The organism is Nonomuraea cypriaca (genome assembly GCF_015645445.1).
Taxonomy (GTDB): domain Bacteria; phylum Actinomycetota; class Actinomycetes; order Streptosporangiales; family Streptosporangiaceae; genus Nonomuraea; species Nonomuraea cypriaca.
In genome coordinates, this window is sequence record NZ_JADOGI010000061.1 from 33,154 (window position 1) to 49,306 (window position 16,153).

A 16,153-nucleotide genomic window follows, 5' to 3' on the forward strand; every position below is an offset into this window, starting at 1 on the left:
TGCACTGAACTGTAGGTGTCCGGGAGGCGTGTTGCCAAGGGGGCAGAAGGGTCGTAAACGCGATCGTAACCGCGACACTTATCCTGACAAAAATTGAAATCTGTCATTCCAACTGGCATGGTGAGGGTATGAGAACTTTGGGAATCGGCGGACCCGCCGTGTCCGACCTGGGGCTCGGCTGCATGGGCATGTCCGACTTCTACGGGCCGGCCGAGAGGTCCGAGTCCATCGCCACGATCCACGCCGCCCTCGACGCCGGGATCACGCTGCTCGACACCGGCGACTTCTACGGCATGGGGCACAACGAGCTGCTGATCGAGGAGGCGCTGCGCGGGCGGTCCCGCGACGACGTGCGGATCAGTGTGAAGTTCGGTTCGCAGCGCGACGCCGACGGCGACTGGCTCGGCTTCGACGGCCGGCCGGCGGCCGTGAAGACCTCGCTGGCGTACACGCTGCAGCGCCTGGGCACCGACTACGTGGACGTCTACCGGATGGCGCGGGTGGATCCGGCCGTGCCGATCGAGGAGACGGTCGGGGCCATCGCCGAGGAGGTGGCCAAGGGGCGCGTACGCCACATCGGGCTGTCCGAGGCGGGCGCCGAGAGCGTGCGGCGGGCCCACGCGGTGCACCCGATCGCCGACGTGCAGCTCGAATACTCACTGTTGTCGAGGGGGATCGAGCGGGAGATCCTGCCCGCGTGCAGGGAACTGGGCGTGGGGGTCACGGCCTACGGGGTGCTGTCGAGGGGGTTGCTGAGCGGGCGCTGGTCCAAGGACCGCGAGCTGGCCGCGGGGGACTTCCGCGCCTTCAGCCCGCGCTTCTCCGGCGAGAACCTGGAGCACAACCTCGCCCTGGTGGCCGCGCTCGGGGCGCTCGCCGATGCCAAGGGGATCCCGCTGGCGCAACTGGCCATCGCGTGGGTCCTGTCGCGGGGGGACCACATCGTGCCGCTCATCGGGGCGCGGCGGCGCGATCGGCTCGCCGAGGCGCTGGGCGCGCTCGACGTGACGCTGACGGCCGAGGACCTGACCAGGATCGAGGCCGCCGTGCCCGCCGGGGCCGCCGCGGGATCGAGGTACGCCGAATCGCAGATGGCCCACCTCGACAGCGAGCGCTGACCGCCGGGTGCCTGCCTTCGGACGGTTCTCGGGCGTTACGGGCGCACGCTCTCGGTCGGTTCGGGGGCATCGCGCGATCAGCGTTCGATGAGGGTGACTTCCAGGGAGTAGTGCGAGGCGCGGTAGATGTGCGAGCCGTGCTCGACGGCCCGGCCCTGGTCGTCGTACGTGGTGCGGATCATGGTGAGCAGGGGGGCGCCGCGGCGCTCGTCCAGGAGCCGGGCCTCGGTCTGGGTGGCGGCGCGCGCGCCGATGCGCTGGTTGGCCACCCGCATGCGCACGCCCGCCCCGCGCAGCAGCTCGTACAGGCCGCGGCCCTCCAGATCGGCGGCGGTGAGCTGGGCCAGGCCGAGCGGCAGCCAGTTGTGCAGCACGGCCAGCGGCTCGCCGGCGGCGAAGCGCAGCCGCTCCAGGTAGAGGATCTCGGCGCCGGGCTCCACGCCCAGGATGCCGGCGATCCCCTCCTCGACCGCCCGCGGCTCCAGGGACAGGACCTGGGTGGCCGGCTCCTGGCCCGCCCTGCGCAGGTCGTCGTAGAGGCTCGTCAGCTCGACCGAGCGCTTGACCTGGCCGTGCACCACCTGCGTGCCGACGCCGCGCTTGCGGACGAGCAGGCCCTTGTCCACGAGATACTGGATGGCCTGGCGGATCGTCGGCCTGGACAGCCCGAGCTTGCCGGCCAGCAGGATCTCGTTGTCCAGCCGGGAGCCCGGGGCCAGATCACCTCGCCGGATCGCCTCGGCGATCTGCTCGGCCACCTGGAAATAGAGCGGCACGGGGCTGGATCGATCCAGGTCGATGGCCAGGTTCGCGGTCATGCTGATCAGCTTAACGCAGGTCAGAATGTCCAGACAAATGCCGCCGTTCCTCCCGTTCGTACGCTCAGAAACGGGCGAAAATGGGCATGGAGTCGTGGAGAGCCGTACCGCCCCGCCGGAGAGGACACGGACGTGACCCAGCTGCTCGACATCGCCACCGAGGCCGCCAGATCGGTCGGCCCGCTGCTGCGCAAGGCGTTCAGGTCCCGGCCCGAGGTCACGGAGAAACGCGACTTCCACGATCCCGTCACCGAGCACGACCGGGCCGCCGAGGAGGCCATCCGCGCCGTCATCACCGCCCGGCGCCCGGAGAGCGCGATCGTCGGCGAGGAAGGCGGCGCGACCGGCTCGGGCGACCTCACCTGGTACGTCGACCCCATCGACGGCACCGCCAACTTCGCCGCCGGACTGCCGTTCTTCTGTGTCTCCATCGCCGCCGCCGTACGCGGGGAGCTGGTGGCGGGCGTGGTGTACGACCCGGTGCGCGAGGACGAGTTCACCGCCACCGACGAGGGCGCCTGGTGCAACGGCGCCCGGCTGCGCAGCGCGGGAGCCGCCACCGACCGCGAGGCGATGCTCCTGACGAGCTACCCGACGCCGATCGACCTGGAGACGGACGGTGACCTGGCGCTGCGGCGCTACCAGCGCTTCCTGGAGTCCTTCTCTGCCGTACGCCGGCCGGGCAGCGCCGCGCTCCAGCTCGCGCACGTCGCCGCCGGCTGGTCCGACGCCACGTTCGGCACCATGTCCAACCCATGGGACGTGGCGGCGGGGGCGCTGCTGGTACGCAGGGCGGGCGGCGTCTACCTGGGAGACCCGCTGGTCAAAGGCGACTACCTGGCCACGGTGGGCGGCTTCGACCTGGAGAACTCGGCCCTCGCCGACGTGGCCCACTGACCGCGCCCTTGAGGGCTCGGATGCTCGCCGAGATCGCGCTCCGACCGTGACCCCCGTCCGTGCGATCTGCGGGGCTCGGGTGCTCGCCGACGTGGCGCACCGACCGTGACCCGGCCCCTGCGCAGCTCGGCTCTCGGTGCGCTGATCCTGCCCGCTCCACCCTGGGGCTCGGGGGCGCGCCGGTCAGGGAAGTAGGTGCGGGAGGTCGGTGAGTGAGGTGATCCGGGGGAAACCGGCGGGCGGTTCGTCGGCGCCGAGCCGGTCGAGCCAGACCGAGCGCATCCCGGTCGCGGCCGGCCCCGTCACGTCGTTGGCCACGTCGTCGCCCACCAGCAGCACCTGCTCGGGTGCCAGCCCGAGCGTCGCGGCGGCCCGCGTGTAGGCGCCGGGCGACGGTTTGTAGTGGCCGTCCAGCACCTCGCCCGTCAGCACCGTCGCCAACGGGCCGTCGAGCCCGATCGTGCGGACCTTCGCCTCCTGCATCCGCTGCCCGCCGTTGGTCAGCACCCCGAGCGCGAACCCGCCCAGACCCGCCACCGCCTCCGCCACGTCCGGGTAGGCGGTCCAGCCCCGGCGGTAACGCGCGGCGAAGTCGGCGTAGGCCGCGTCGAGGTCGGCGGGCACGGGCACGGCCAGCTCCTGGCAGAACGCGCGCAGCCGGCGCCGCCGCTGCTCCTCCCATGAACACTCGCCCGCCTGCCACATCGCCAGGTACGGCCGCTCGAAACCCGCCCAGAGCATGGCCGCCTCGGCCAGGCGCGGATGGCCGGGGCGGCGCGCCGCCAGCCAGGCGTTGATCGCGGCGTCGGCCGCCCCCCGGTGGTCCAGCAGCGTGCCGTCCAGGTCGAACAGAATGCCTTTGATCACGACAGCGCCTCGGGGGTCGTACGGGAGAGGACGGTTTGTCCTGAATCACGATAGCGCGGCGACCACCGCTGACCGGGACCGCACCTCGACGATGGACGGGATCGCGAGGGCGCGGGTGAGCAGGGCCGTGGTTCGAGGATGAGGGCGTGCGGGAGAGACGGGATCAGGACAGTGCGGCGGCCGCGGCGATGCGGGCGGCGGTCTCGCGGGGTGGGTAGCCCAGCGTGAGGCCGCGCACGGACAGCGGTGCCTGCGCGAAGCGGGCCTCGGCGCCGTCGCTCAGGATGTAGTGCAGCGCGGGGGAGTGGCCGCGGTGCTCCTCCAGCGCCGCCGCCTCGGGCTCGGCCAGCTCGGGCGGCAGCGCGTCGCGGTAGTCCGCGATCAGCGCGTCCAGGTCGAACAGGTGCGCGTATCGCTCCGACGTGCCCGCCACCACCCTGATCAGTTCGCCGCTGGTCTCCGCGTGGTAGACCAGCCCGCTGCCGCCGCTCTTGCCGAACCAGCGCAGCGTCTCCTCGACGGGCAGGGTGAACGCGCCGTACGGCTTGCGCCCGTAGAGCAGGGCCTCGGCGATCCACCGATCGCACCACAACGCGTCGCGGTAGGGCGTCGGCGTGCCGGGTTCGACGGCGAGCCCCTGGGCCAGCACCGGGTTCCAGGCCGAGACCATGGGGCTGCTGAAGCGCGGCATCCGGGGGCCGCGCCAGTGGCTGAGCGCGTAGCCGTACCAGATGGTGACGACCTCGACCTGGTGGTCGGGCAGGGGGCGCTCGTAGGTGCCGTTCATGATCTGGCCGCCGTCGGGGTGCCGCCACGGGCCGGGGTCGACGCCTGTGCCTGTGGGGACCGGGGGCGTCCGGTAGTCGGGATGCAGGACCCACGCGTCCGCCACGGTTTCCGCCCCTTCACCTCGGAGTATGCGTCAGGTGTCAGACCACTGAGGTGGCCATCGTGCATCAGGCGTCACCGCGTTGCAACAGAGCGGATGCAAAGGGTGATGTTTGTCATCGTCCGCTCCGGCGCGGCCCGGAGCCAAGCGGTCCGAACGGCCGTGGCGCGCCCCAGGCTGAGCGTCCGCCCGGCCTGCGAGCCCTGCGGTGCGCGTCCGCCTGGCCCGAGGCGGCGTTGCGGAGCCTCCCGGGAGTCGGTCAGTGGCGGGTGCGGTGGTCGCCCGCGCTGCGTACGTGGTCGATCATGACGCGTTCCGCGGCGGCGCCGTCGCCGGCCTCCAGCGCGGCCAGGATGCCCTGGTGCGCTTCGAGTTGCCGCTCGACCTGCCTCTCGTCCAGCCAGAGCGACGCCTCTGCGGGCACGGGGACGCTGTTGCGCACTGACCTGGCGTGCGCGCCCAGGAACGCCGGGCCGCCGATGTCCACGATGCGCAGGTGGAAGCGCATGCTCTGCTCGCCGAGGCCGGCGTACCTGCCGTGCTCGGCGTCCGCGGCCATCGAGGCGTGCAGGTCGCGCAGCCCGGTCAGCTCCGCCGCGGTGATCCTGGCCGCCGCCAGCCGTGCGCCCAGCCCCTCGACGACCGCGCGCAGGCCGTAGTACTCCGCCAGCGCCTCGGCGCCCAGGTCGATCACGGTCGCGCCGTGGTGGGCCTCGTAGCTGATCAGCCGGTCCTTCTCCAGCCGGCGCAGCGCCTCCCGCACGGGCGTGACGGACACCCCCAGCCGCCTGGCCACCTCGCCGGCCCGCAGCGCCGTGCCGCCGGGGATGCGCGCGTTGCGGATCTCGTCCAGCAGCACGCTGTAGACGTAGTCGGCCTTGCTCATGGGCGGCCGGGGCTGGCTGGTGGGCATGTCCTCAAGTGTCCCGCAATATCGGGGTCGATCATGCAAAAGCTTGACCTATGACTTATTTCTTATAAGTTACATACCCATGACTACCCTCGCCGACCTGCGGGTCATCGACGCGGCGACGCTGTTCGCCGGCCCCTCGGCCGCGATGATGCTGGGTGACTTCGGCGCCGACGTGATCAAGATCGAGCATCCGCGGCGCGGCGACCCCTCGCGCGGGCACGGGGCCTCCGTGGACGGCGTAGGGCTGTGGTGGAAGACGCTGTCGCGCAACAAGCGCACCGCCGCCGTAGACCTGTCGCGCCCCGAGGGTCAGGAGATCCTGCGCCGCCTGGCCGAACGGTCGGACGTGCTGATCGAGAACTTCCGCCCCGGCACCCTGGAACGCTGGGACCTCGCTCCCGAGGACCTGCTGGAGCTCAACCCGCGGCTGATCGTGGCGCGGATGACCGGGTTCGGGCAGTTCGGGCCGATGGCCAAGCGGCCGGGGTTCGGGACGCTGGCCGAGGCCATGAGCGGGTTCGCGGCCATGACCGGGCAGCCGGACGGCCCGCCGACGCTGCCGCCGCTGGCGCTCGCCGACGGCATCGCCGGCCTGGCCATGTCGTACGCGATCATGGTGGGGCTGCACGCCCGCGAGCGGACCGGGCTCGGGCAGGTCATCGACCTGGCCATCATCGAGCCGATCCTGGGCCTGCTGGGGCCGCAGATGACCGCGTACAAGGCGCTCGGGGTCGTGCCCCAGCGGACGGGCAACCGTTCGAGCAGCAACGCGCCGCGCAACACTTACCGCACCCGCGACGGGCGCTGGCTGGCGATCTCCACCAGCGCGCAGCCGATCGCCGAGCGGGTGGTCACCCTGGTGGGACGCCCCGACCTGGTCGAGCAGCCGTGGTTCGCCACCGGCGCAGGGCGGGTGCGGCACGTGGACGAGCTGGACGAGGCCGTCGCCTCCTGGATCGCCGAGCGGGACGCCGACGAGGTCATCGCCCGCTTCGAGGAGGTCCAGGCCGCGGTCGCGCCCATCTACGACGTACGCGACCTGGCCGAGGACCCGCAGTACGCGGCGCTGGGCACCTTCGTGGAGATGGCGGACGAGGAGCTGGGCGAGGTCACCATGCAGAACGTCTTCTTCCGCCTCTCGGACACGCCCGGCGAGATCCGCTGGCCAGGCCGGTCGCTCGGGCACGACACCGACGCGGTGCTGGCGGAGCTGGACTACCCCGGCGAGCGAGTCGCGGCACTGCGCGAGGACGGAGTGATCGCGTGAACATCCCCGTGACCTGGCTCTACGTGCCCGGCGACCGGCCCGAGCGGTTCGCCAAGGCCGCCGCGTCCGGCGCCGACGTGGTCATCCTCGATCTGGAGGACGCCGTCGCGCCCGTCCGCAAGGACGAGGCCCGCGCCAACGCCGCCGCCTACCTGCGCGAACGGCGGGAGCGCCCCGGCGGGCCGGCGGTGCACGTACGGCTCAACGACCTGGCCACTGAGCGCGGACAGGCCGACCTCGGGGCGGTCGGTGACCTCGCCGACGCCGTACGGCTGCCCAAGGTCGAGTCGCCCGGTGTGCTGGACATGCTCGGCGCTGCCCCGGCGTACGCGCTGCTGGAGTCGGCGGCCGGGATCGTCGCCGCCGGGGACATCGCCGCCCACCCGCGCGTCGCCGGCGTAGCCCTGGGCGAGCAGGACCTGGCCGCCGAGCTGTCCATCACCGACGAGAGCGCCATGAACCACCTCAGGCTGCGGGTGGTGCTCGCCGCCGCCGCGGCGGGCCTGCCGCCGGTCCCCATGTCCGTCTACCCGAACATCAAGGACGAGGCCGGCCTGCTCGCCTCCTGCCTGGCCGGTCGCGCGCTCGGCCTGTTCGGCAGGACCGCGATCCACCCCCGCCAGATCCCCGTGATCAGGAGGGCGTTCCGGCCCACCGACGAGGAGACGGCCAGAGCCGCCGAGATCGTCGAGGCGGCGGAGCAGGCCGGGCGGTCGGGGACGGGCGCGGTCGCGCTGCCCGACGGCCGCTTCGTGGACGCCCCGATCGTCGCGCGGGCCAGACGCACCGTGGAACTGGCCAGGCGGCTCGCCGGCCCGCCCCCCGCCGGCGACTGACGCCGGCCACCCCTGCCGTCCCCCATTGGAGGTCATCGCGCCATGGGAATCGCCGTCTGGGCGCTCATCGCGTACATCGCCATCATCGTCGTCTGGAACGGCGTGCTGAAACGCAACATCGGTGAGGCCATGCTCATCGGGTTCGCCGGTGTGTGCCTCTTCGGCGGCACCGGCTTCTTCGGGCTGGCCTGGGCCGGCATCACCGAGGCGCTCTCTGAGGAGGTGGTCTTCGCCGCCCTGGCCTTCGTGTTCATGGGGTATTTGCTCACCAGGCTGGGCCTCATCCAGGAGCAGGTCACCGTGCTGAACTCGATCTTCGGCCGGCTCCGCGGCGGCGCCGGCTACGTCTCCACCTCGGCCGCCGCGCTGCTGGGCGGCCCGTCCGGGTCCGGGTCCGGCATCGCCGCGTCCGTCGGTTCTGTCACCATCCCGTGGATGACGCGCTCCAACTGGCGGCCCGACCTGGCCGCGTCCCTGGTGGCGGGCAACGCCGGGCTGGGCATCTCGATCCCGCCGAGCTCGTCGATGTTCCTGCTGCTGGGGTCCGCCGCCGTGACGCCCGTGCTGACCGCCGACCAGCTCTTCGTCCCCGCGCTGGTCGGCGGGTTGTGGACGGTGGCGTACCGGTTCGTGGTGGTGTTCGTGTGGGTGCGGCGGCACCGGATCGCGGCGACCGACGCGGCCGACATCGTCCCGCTGCGCGCGGCGCTGCGGGCCGGCTGGACGTCACTGCTGGTGTACGCGGGCATCCTGATCCCGGTGCTGATGACGCTCGACTTCGGCGTGGCGCTGATGGAGTCGCGGGTCGGCGAGGCGGCCGGCGACGTCAGCATCGTGGTGTGGATCCCGGTGCTGACGGTGCTGGCCACGTTCGCGGTGGCGTGGCGCCGGCTGCCGCGCACCGGCCGCGCCTGGAGCCAACTGCTCGGCGACATGGCCCCCAGATACGCCGTCATCGGCGCGACGCTGTTCTTCGCCTTCGCCGCCGCCGCCAGCCTGGGCGAGCTGGGCCTGGTCGATCAGCTGACCGCGATCATGCAGGCCATGGACGCCCCCGCGGTCGTGATCGCCACGCTCGTCGGCCTGCTCATCGTGGTCGTCGCCTCGCCGCTGACCGCCACCGCCACCATCGCAGCCGTCGGCGGGGTGGCCTTCAGCGCACTGACCGCGGCCGGGATCGCCCCCGCCGCCGCGGCCGCCGCGATCATGATCTTCGCCTCGACCGAGGGCGCCTCGCCGCCGGGAGCCGCGCCCATCTACATCGCCAGCGGCATCGCCCAGGTGGACCCGGCCAGGACGTTCGGCCGGCTGATCATCTGGTTCGTCGTCCCGACCCTGGTCATCGGCGTGCTGGTGGCGACCGGTGTCCTGCCGATCTGAGAGGAAGCCTTCGTGAACACCGTCAAGAGCGTCACCATGACCATCTTCAAGATCGGCGTCGTGGCGTTCCTCGCCCTCGGCGTGATCGTCGTGCTGACCCAGGCCGTAGGGCTGATCGCCGGGGACGCGGGCCTGGTCTCCGGCGCCGTGTCGATGCTCGGCACGGCCATGACCGTGGCGGCGGGGGTGACCGGGCTACTGGGGTTCGTGATGTCGTACCTGTTCCACTGGAAGGCAGGCGAGGACTAGCTCACCGACGCCGTCACGCGCCCTGCGACGGCGTGACGCGCCGCGGTTTGGAGCGCACACCAAGGTGAGGACCGCGACGCCGGCCGTGAGGAGGAACGCGGCGCGCAGGCCGTGGAGTTCGGCGTACGCACCGAGCAGCGCGGGTCCCGCGATCGTGCCCAGCCCCAGGAAGAAGGCGGTGAGGCTGAGGCCGGCGGAGGGCCGCTCGGGGAAGACACGGTAACTCCACACCGCGAGGCCCCCGGATCCGGCCATGAAGCACGGGCCGTAGAGCAGGGCGGAGAGGGCGACGGCGGGGAGCGAACCGGGGGCGAGGCCGAGCAGCGCGACCGCGACGGCGATGCCCGAGAAGATCCCGGCGTGGACGCGGTGCAGCCCGTACCGCGCGACGACGTGGCCCGTGGACGAGGTCGACGTTGTTGAGCCGGCCAGGCTCGTGGTCGGGGCCGGGCGGCGGCTCGGCGGGTACGTGCTGGAGCACGGCCCCGGTGAGGGAGTAGGCGTACAGGCCGCCTTCCTTGGCGGTCGCGATGACCACGCTCGCGCCGGGGCGTCCGGGATGCACCCAGATGGCCGGGTCATCGCCGGGAGTGAACGGGGCTGAGCATTGGTCCGTATGTCTATACAAAGAGTTGATATTGGGGTACAACCGGGGCGAGCCCGTTCGTCTTGGAGGTGTCCGATGAGACGTACCCCTATCGTGCTGGCCCTGCTGGGCGCGCTGGCCGTGACCGGCTGTTCCTCCTCGGGAGGGCAGAGCGCGCCGAGTGCCCCGCCCGCGACCTCCGCGGCGCAGGAGGGGAGCGGCGCCAAGTTCGCCGTCATCACGCACGGGGCGCCCGGCGACTCCTTCTGGGACGTGGTCAAGAACGGCGCAGAGGCCGCCGGCGAGCAGTACGGCGCCCAGGTCACCTACCAGGGCGACGGCGACCCCGCCAAGCAGTCGCAGCTCATCGACCAGGCCGTCTCGGAGAAGGTGGACGGCATCGTGGTCTCCATGGCCAACCCCGACGCGCTGAAGGAGGCCATCGGCAAGGCGGTCGCGGCGAGGATCCCGGTCGTGACGATCAACTCGGGCGCCGGCTCCTCCAAGGCGTTCGGCGCGGTTACGCACGTCGGCCAGTCGGAGGACGTGGCCGGGCGCGGCGCGGGCGAGCAGCTCAAGGCCGCGGGCGTCACCAAGCTGCTGTGCGTCATCCACGAGGCCGGGAACGTCGGCCTCGACCAGCGCTGCAAGGGTGCGGAGGAGACGCTGGGCGGGACCGTCGAGCGGCTGCAGGTGGACGTGAGCAACCTGGCCGACGTGACGTCCAAGGTCACCGCCAAGCTGCAGTCGGACCAGCAGGTCAACGGCGTGCTGGCGCTGAACCCGGCGATCGCCGTGGCCGCCAGGGACGCGATCAGGGACGCGGGGTCGCAGGCGCGGCTGGCGACGTTCGACCTGTCGGCCGACGTGGTGGAGGCGATCCAGGCCGGTGAGGTGCTGTTCGCCGTGGACCAGCAGCAGTACCTGCAGGGTTACCTGCCGATCACGTTCCTGAACCTGTACAAGGCCAACCTCAACACCGTCGGCGGCGGGCTGCCGGTCAACACCGGGCCAGGGTTCGTCACCAAGGACAACGCCGCGCAGGTGGCCGAGCTGGCCGAGGCGGGCACTCGGTGACCGCTGCGGACGAGCGGCTCGCCCACGTGGGACTGGCCCGCCGGCTGCTGATCAGGCCCGAGCTGGGCGCGGTGGTCGGGCTGGTGGTGGTGTTCGCGTTCTTCGCGGCCCAGTCGCCGGTGTTCCGCTCGCCGGCCGGCATCGCGAACTGGCTCGACCCGGCCGCCACGCTCGGCATCATGGCGGTCGCGGTCGCGCTGCTGATGATCGGCGGCGAGTTCGACCTGTCGGCGGGCGTGCTGACCGGCACGAGCGGGCTGATCCTCGTCACGCTGGCCACCCGCTTCGGGGTCAGCGTGTGGCTGGCGATGCTCGCCGGGCTGGTCGTGGCGCTGGCCGTCGGGTACGCCAACGGCCTGGTCGTGACCAGGACCCGGCTGCCCAGCTTCATCGTCACGCTGGGGACGTTCCTCATGCTCCAAGGCGTCAACCTCGGCGTCACCAAGGCCATCACCGGGACCGTGCAGGTCAGCGGCCTGCGCCGGGCCGAGGGGTTCGAGGGCGCGAGCGCGATCTTCGCCGGGACCGTTCAGATCGGCGGCACCTCGTTCCGGGTGGCGATCCTGTGGTGGATCCTCGTGACCGCGGTGGCCACCTGGGTGCTGATGCGTTCCAAGGCCGGCAACTGGATCTTCGCGGTGGGCGGCGACGAGCAGGCCGCGCGGGCGGTGGGCGTGCCCGCCGCCCGTACGAAGATCGCGCTGTTCATGACGACGGCGTTCGCGGCGTGGCTGGTCGGCTCGATCCTGGCGCTGCGGTACACGTCCGTGCAGGCCAACATCGGCATCGGGCAGGAGTTCATCTACATCATCGCCGCCGTCATCGGCGGCTGCCTGCTCACCGGCGGGTACGGCTCCGCGATCGGCGCCGCCATCGGCGCGGTGATCTTCGGCATGGCCGACAAGGGCATCGTGTTCCTGGGCTGGGACGCCGACTGGTTCAAGCTGTTCCTCGGCGCGATGCTGCTGCTGGCGACGCTGGCCAACCGCCTGGTCCGGCGCTACGCCGAGGAGGTGCGGCATTGATCCTGGAGACCCGCGGCATCGGCAAGACGTTCGGCTCGGTGCTGGCGCTGCGCGACGTGTCGATGGGGGTGGAGGCCGGCCGGGTCACCTGCGTGCTGGGCGACAACGGCGCGGGCAAGTCCACCCTCATCAAGATCCTGGCCGGTGTCCTCCAGCACGACACGGGCACGTTGCTGGTGGACGGCGCGGAGGTGCGCCTGGGCGGCCCCCGCGCCGCGCTCGACCGCGGCATCGCCACGGTCTACCAGGACCTGGCGATGATCCCGCTCATGTCCGTCTGGCGGAACTTCTTCCTCGGCTCCGAGCCGCGCAAGGGCCTGGCGTTCGACGTGGTCAAGGCCCGGCGGGTGGCCCGCGAGGAGTTGCGCGCGATGGGCATCGACGTCCGCGACGTGGACCAGCCGGTCGGCACGCTGTCCGGCGGCGAGCGGCAGTCGGTGGCGATCGCCAGGGCGGTGTACTTCGGCGCCCGCGTCCTCATCCTGGACGAGCCCACCTCGGCGCTCGGGGTGAAGCAGGCGGGCGTGGTGCTGCGCTACATCGCCAGAGCCCGCGACCGAGGGCTCGGGGTGGTCTTCATCACCCACAACCCGCATCACGCCTACCCGGTGGGGGACCGGTTCCTGCTGCTCAACCGGGGGACCAGCCTCGGCGAGTACGGCAAGGCGGACATCAGTCGCGAGGAGCTGACCGCGCTCATGGCGGGCGGGGCCGAGCTGGATGAGCTGGAGCACGAGCTGAAACGGGAGACTTGATGGGAATTTGAGGCTTTTGGGCGATCCGCTCGACGCAAAGTCAGGCAGGAACACCTCGGCGGAACCATCCACCGGGGGGCATACTTTGATCTACAAAGTAAAGGCGTCCGGCGGTGTGCTGCTGTGCGCACCGTTATTACCCGCGCGCCCAGCAGGAAGGCCCGGCCGCGTGCCGGGCCTCCTTCCGGCTCTCGGCCCCAGGAGCTCCCATGACCGCCGTCGGCCGGTCGGTGCTGCCCATCGGCGCGGCGTTCGACCGGATGCCGTTCACCCGCCGGCATCTGCTCATCGCCTTCGCGCTGTTCGTCGCGTTCGTCATCGAGTCGTGGGAGCAGCTCGCGCTCGTCTACGTCGCGGGTGACCTGGGCGCGGAGCTCGGGATCGGCGAGGCGGCGATCGGGGTGGTGCTGTCGGCCGTGGCGCTCGGCATGATCCCGGGCGTGCTGGTGTGGGGGCCGGTGGCCGACCACGTCGGGCGCAGGCCGGCGGCGTTCTGGTCGCTCGCGGCGTACGGGGTGATCGCGCTGGCCTCGGCGTTCGCGCCCGACGCGGTGGCGTTGGTGGCGTCGCGGGTGGCCGCGGGGCTGGCGCTGGCGGGCATCTACACGATCACGTTCCCGCTCTTCCTGGAACTGCTGCCGACCCGGCATCGCGGGCGGGCGACGGTGTACCTGTCGATCGGGTGGCCGGTCGGCATGCTGGCCGCGATCGGGGCGGCGGTCGCGCTGGGCGGCCTGGGCTGGCGCGTGGTGGCGATCGCCGGCGCGGTGGCGGGGGTGTGGGCGTTCGCGATCAGGGCGTGGGTGCCGGAGTCGCCGTACTGGCTGGCGGCGCGCGGCCGGCAGAAGGAGGCGCGGGCGGTGCTGCGCTCACTGGCCAGCCCGGACGCCGGCGCCAGGTTCACGGTGGCGGCCGAGCGGGTGGGGCGGCCGCTGGACCTGTTCCGCGGCGGGCTCGCCAGGATCACCGTCGTGATGCTGGCGCTGAACTTCTTCTTCAACTGGGGCTACTGGGGCCTTCAGACGTGGCTGCCCACGCTGCTGCGGGGCCGGGGGCTGACGCAGGCGGCCTCGCTCGGGTTCGCGGCGCTGAGCGCGCTGATGATGATCCCCGGGTACGTGACCGCGTCGCTGCTGACCGGCCGCCTCGGGCGTAAGAAGGTGTTCCTCGGCTACGTGGCGGGGGCGGTGCTCGGCGGTCTCTGCTTCGCCACGGCCAGGTCCGCGGCCGGGCTCTACCTCGGCGTCTTCGTGTTGTCGTTCTTCAGCCTGGGCGCCTGGGGCGTGTGGAACACCTGGAACGGCGAGTTCTACCCGACGGCCCTGCGCGGCACCGGCTACGCGCACGCCACCGCGGCGCAGCTCGTGGCGACGACGGCGGCGCCGTCGGCGGTGGGGGCGCTGCTGGCGAACGCCACCGGCTTCACCGCCACGATGCTGCTCATCAACGCGTTCATGGTGGCGACCGCGCTGCTGGCGCTGCCGCTGCCGGAGACGGAAGGGCGCGAGCTGGAGTGATCCTCGGCGTCGCCTTGGGACGGCCCCTACCGGTGGTGGTGGCCGTACGGGACGGCGTGCCGGACTGGCCGGTCAACCGGGCCACCGCCCGTACGGCCGCGCGCGCCTGCGTCGCGGTGGACCTGAGCGGCTCAGGCACGTCCCCCGTGGCGGCCATCCGCGTGGGCGGGCCGTGCCCCGCGGCGCTGCGTCCGCACGTGGCCAGGCCGGGGGCGGCGACGATCGTGCGGGGCGGCCACAGCCTGACCGGGCGGCCGCTGGAGCCGCTGGACACCGAGGCGGTGCGGCGCTTCGCCGGCTCGTGCGGGCTGGCGGACTTCGCCGTGACGGCGAGCGGGTCACCCATGCTGTCCGATCACGAGCTGGCGGTTGCGGAGATCGTCGCGGCCGAGGTGCCTGGGGCGCGTATCACGCTGTCGTACGAGTTCGGGCAGCCCGGGTTGCGTGAGCGGGAAAGGGACACGATCCGCAACGCGGCGCTCGGCGGGGAGGCGGGCCGGATCGCCGACGAGGTGGTCAGGGAGCTGCCCCGGATGCCGGCGTACTTCGCCAGGTCGGACGGCGGCGTGGTGTCGGCGCACTACTTCCGGCGCTTCCCGCTGGCCTGCGACCTGGGTGCGACGGCGAGCCGGGTGCGGGGGCGGGCGGCGCTGGCGGACGAGTCGGTGCCCGGCGAGGTGGCGGCGGCGTACGGCGCGGCCATCGGGCGGCCGGAGGCGCGGGTGGAGCGGATCGTGCAGGCGCACGGCCGGGCCGAGCTGGAGCGGGCGCTCCAGGACGCGCGGGACGAGGTGCTGACGCGGGTGGTCAGCGCGGGCGCCGCGCCGGGCTCGGCGTGGATCGCGGAGACCACGGTGAACCCGCTGTCGTACCTGCCCCACGGGATCTACCGGGTACGCGTGGCGGCGGAGGGGGTGCTCCCGTGAGCCGGCTCATCGACGGCGGCGAGCTGACCCGGTTCGCGGCGGGGTCGCGGTTGTTCGCCGCGGGGGGCGCCGAGCCGTCCTTCAGCCTGGCGTTGGACTGGGCGAGGTCGGTGGCCGGGTCGGGGGTCGAGCTGGTGGCGGCCGGTGAGCCGGCGCCGGACGCGTTGTGCGTCGCGGTCAGCCTGGTCGGCTCCACGACGGCGCTGGGGGAGCAGTTGCCGCGCGGGGAGGAGCCGGTGCGGGCCGTGCGGGCGCTGGAGCGGCGGCTGGGGGAGCGGGCCCAGGCGGTGGTGGCGCTGAACCTGGCGGCGGAGAACGCGCTGATCCCGTTCATCGCGGCGGCCGGGCTCGGGGTGCCGCTGGTGGACGGCGACGGCTCTGGGCGGGTGTTCCCGCTGGTGGAGCAGACGACGTACGCGCTGGGCGGTGTGCGTCCCGCGCCGCTGGCGCTCGCCGGGGCGTCCGGTGAGCTGCTGGTGCTGGAGCCGGCGGCCGGCCGGGTGGAGGAGCTGCTGCGGCCGGTGGTGCTGTCGGTCGGCGGGTGGGCGGTGGCGGCGTGCTATCCGATGGCCGCGCGCGACCTGGCCAGGGTGGCGGTGCCCGGCACGGTCAGCCTGCTGCTGGAGGCGGGCACGCCGGGGGCGCCGCGGTCGGCGGCGGTGCCGTACGGTGTGCGGACCCTGTGCACGGGGCGGATCCTGGCCGTGGAGGGCAGCACGGGACACGGGGCCGACCTGGCCCTGCCGTCGCTGCCGTCGAGCATCGTGGTGCGCGAGTCCCATGGCCTGCGGCGGCTGGTACGCCTGGAGGCGCACAACGAGATCATCCTGGCCCTCGCCGACGGGGCGGTGGAGGCGATGGCGCCGGACCAGATCTGCATGATCTCGACGTCCGACGGGATGGTCGTCGACGTCGACACGGCGGAGCCGGGCCTGGAGGTGGAGATCATGGTGGTCGAGGCGGCACCGGTGTGGCACACCGAAGAGGGGCTGGCGCTGGGCGGTCTGCACGCGTTCGGGATCCCGCTGTGAGG

The 16,153-nt window shown here is 72.6% G+C and carries 17 protein-coding genes; 12 read left to right on the plus strand and 5 right to left on the minus strand.

Going from position 1 to position 16,153, the window contains the following annotated elements:
• Nucleotides 1-128 precede the first annotated feature (128 nt).
• Complete coding sequence (locus ITP53_RS21165) at nt 129-1,118, plus strand: aldo/keto reductase (RefSeq protein ID WP_195897148.1); 990 nt, start codon at nt 129-131, stop codon at nt 1,116-1,118.
• 77 nt (nt 1,119-1,195) lie between these two features.
• Here ITP53_RS21165 and ITP53_RS21170 read toward each other — a convergent pair whose 3' ends face one another.
• Nucleotides 1,196-1,936 carry a GntR family transcriptional regulator gene (locus ITP53_RS21170; RefSeq protein ID WP_195897149.1) on the minus strand — a complete coding sequence of 247 codons (741 nt, stop codon included), beginning with the start codon at nt 1,934-1,936 and terminating at the stop codon, nt 1,196-1,198.
• Nucleotides 1,937-2,068: 132 nt separating this feature from the next.
• On the opposite strand from ITP53_RS21170, the gene ITP53_RS21175 reads away from it, so the two are divergent.
• Complete coding sequence (locus ITP53_RS21175; protein WP_195897150.1) at nt 2,069-2,833, plus strand: inositol monophosphatase family protein; 765 nt, start codon at nt 2,069-2,071, stop codon at nt 2,831-2,833.
• A gap of 183 nt (nt 2,834-3,016) precedes the next feature.
• On the opposite strand, the gene ITP53_RS21180 is transcribed toward ITP53_RS21175, so the two are convergent.
• From ITP53_RS21180 to ITP53_RS21190, 3 genes are all read right to left on the minus strand, one after another.
• Nucleotides 3,017-3,700, minus strand: a complete 684-nt coding sequence (locus tag ITP53_RS21180) for an HAD family hydrolase (RefSeq protein WP_195897151.1) — start codon at nt 3,698-3,700, stop codon at nt 3,017-3,019.
• A 163-nt stretch (nt 3,701-3,863) separates the two neighbouring features.
• On the minus strand, nt 3,864-4,592 hold the full coding sequence (locus ITP53_RS21185; RefSeq protein WP_195897152.1) for a hypothetical protein: 729 nt from the start codon (nt 4,590-4,592) through the stop codon (nt 3,864-3,866).
• Nucleotides 4,593-4,848: 256 nt separating this feature from the next.
• Complete coding sequence (locus ITP53_RS21190; RefSeq protein WP_236051038.1) at nt 4,849-5,502, minus strand: GntR family transcriptional regulator; 654 nt, start codon at nt 5,500-5,502, stop codon at nt 4,849-4,851.
• 79 nt (nt 5,503-5,581) lie between these two features.
• Here ITP53_RS21190 and ITP53_RS21195 point away from each other — a divergent pair, with 79 nt between their 5' ends.
• From ITP53_RS21195 to ITP53_RS21210, 4 genes are read left to right on the plus strand one after another with little or no spacing between them, the layout of a single operon-like run.
• Nucleotides 5,582-6,769, plus strand: coding sequence for a CaiB/BaiF CoA transferase family protein (locus tag ITP53_RS21195; RefSeq protein ID WP_195897153.1), 1,188 nt, complete (start codon nt 5,582-5,584; stop codon nt 6,767-6,769).
• Nucleotides 6,766-7,605 carry an HpcH/HpaI aldolase/citrate lyase family protein gene (locus tag ITP53_RS21200; protein ID WP_195897154.1) on the plus strand — a complete coding sequence of 280 codons (840 nt, stop codon included), beginning with the start codon at nt 6,766-6,768 and terminating at the stop codon, nt 7,603-7,605. Before ITP53_RS21195 ends, ITP53_RS21200 begins: the two co-directional genes overlap by 4 nt.
• A gap of 42 nt (nt 7,606-7,647) precedes the next feature.
• The gene (locus tag ITP53_RS21205; protein WP_195897155.1) at nt 7,648-8,985 is read left to right on the plus strand and encodes a TRAP transporter large permease subunit; all 1,338 of its coding nucleotides are present in this window, start codon (nt 7,648-7,650) and stop codon (nt 8,983-8,985) included.
• A 12-nt stretch (nt 8,986-8,997) separates the two neighbouring features.
• Complete coding sequence (locus ITP53_RS21210; RefSeq protein ID WP_195897156.1) at nt 8,998-9,234, plus strand: hypothetical protein; 237 nt, start codon at nt 8,998-9,000, stop codon at nt 9,232-9,234.
• 13 nt (nt 9,235-9,247) lie between these two features.
• On the opposite strand, the gene ITP53_RS21215 is transcribed toward ITP53_RS21210, so the two are convergent.
• Nucleotides 9,248-9,799: a hypothetical protein gene (locus tag ITP53_RS21215; protein WP_328815258.1), complete on the minus strand. Its 552-nt coding sequence runs from the start codon at nt 9,797-9,799 to the stop codon at nt 9,248-9,250.
• Nucleotides 9,800-9,916: 117 nt separating this feature from the next.
• On the opposite strand from ITP53_RS21215, the gene ITP53_RS21220 reads away from it, so the two are divergent.
• The 6 genes from ITP53_RS21220 (at nt 9,917) to ITP53_RS21245 (ending at nt 16,151) form a co-directional block, all read left to right on the plus strand.
• A complete protein-coding gene (locus ITP53_RS21220; RefSeq protein ID WP_195897157.1) occupies nt 9,917-10,897 on the plus strand; it encodes a sugar ABC transporter substrate-binding protein in 981 nt (326 codons plus the stop codon).
• Nucleotides 10,894-11,922 carry an ABC transporter permease gene (locus tag ITP53_RS21225; protein ID WP_195897158.1) on the plus strand — a complete coding sequence of 343 codons (1,029 nt, stop codon included), beginning with the start codon at nt 10,894-10,896 and terminating at the stop codon, nt 11,920-11,922. The genes ITP53_RS21220 and ITP53_RS21225 overlap by 4 nt, the downstream gene beginning before the upstream one ends.
• Complete coding sequence (locus ITP53_RS21230; RefSeq protein WP_195897159.1) at nt 11,919-12,677, plus strand: ATP-binding cassette domain-containing protein; 759 nt, start codon at nt 11,919-11,921, stop codon at nt 12,675-12,677. The genes ITP53_RS21225 and ITP53_RS21230 overlap by 4 nt, the downstream gene beginning before the upstream one ends.
• Nucleotides 12,678-12,886: 209 nt before the next feature.
• Complete coding sequence (locus ITP53_RS21235; RefSeq protein WP_207756224.1) at nt 12,887-14,194, plus strand: MFS transporter; 1,308 nt, start codon at nt 12,887-12,889, stop codon at nt 14,192-14,194.
• Between the two features lie 14 nt (nt 14,195-14,208).
• Nucleotides 14,209-15,120: a hypothetical protein gene (locus ITP53_RS21240; protein WP_195897160.1), complete on the plus strand. Its 912-nt coding sequence runs from the start codon at nt 14,209-14,211 to the stop codon at nt 15,118-15,120.
• Nucleotides 15,117-16,151 (plus strand): DUF917 domain-containing protein, encoded by a 1,035-nt coding sequence (locus ITP53_RS21245; RefSeq protein WP_195897161.1) that lies wholly within the window; start codon nt 15,117-15,119, stop codon nt 16,149-16,151. Before ITP53_RS21240 ends, ITP53_RS21245 begins: the two co-directional genes overlap by 4 nt.
• The last annotated feature ends 2 nt before the right edge of the window (nt 16,152-16,153 follow it).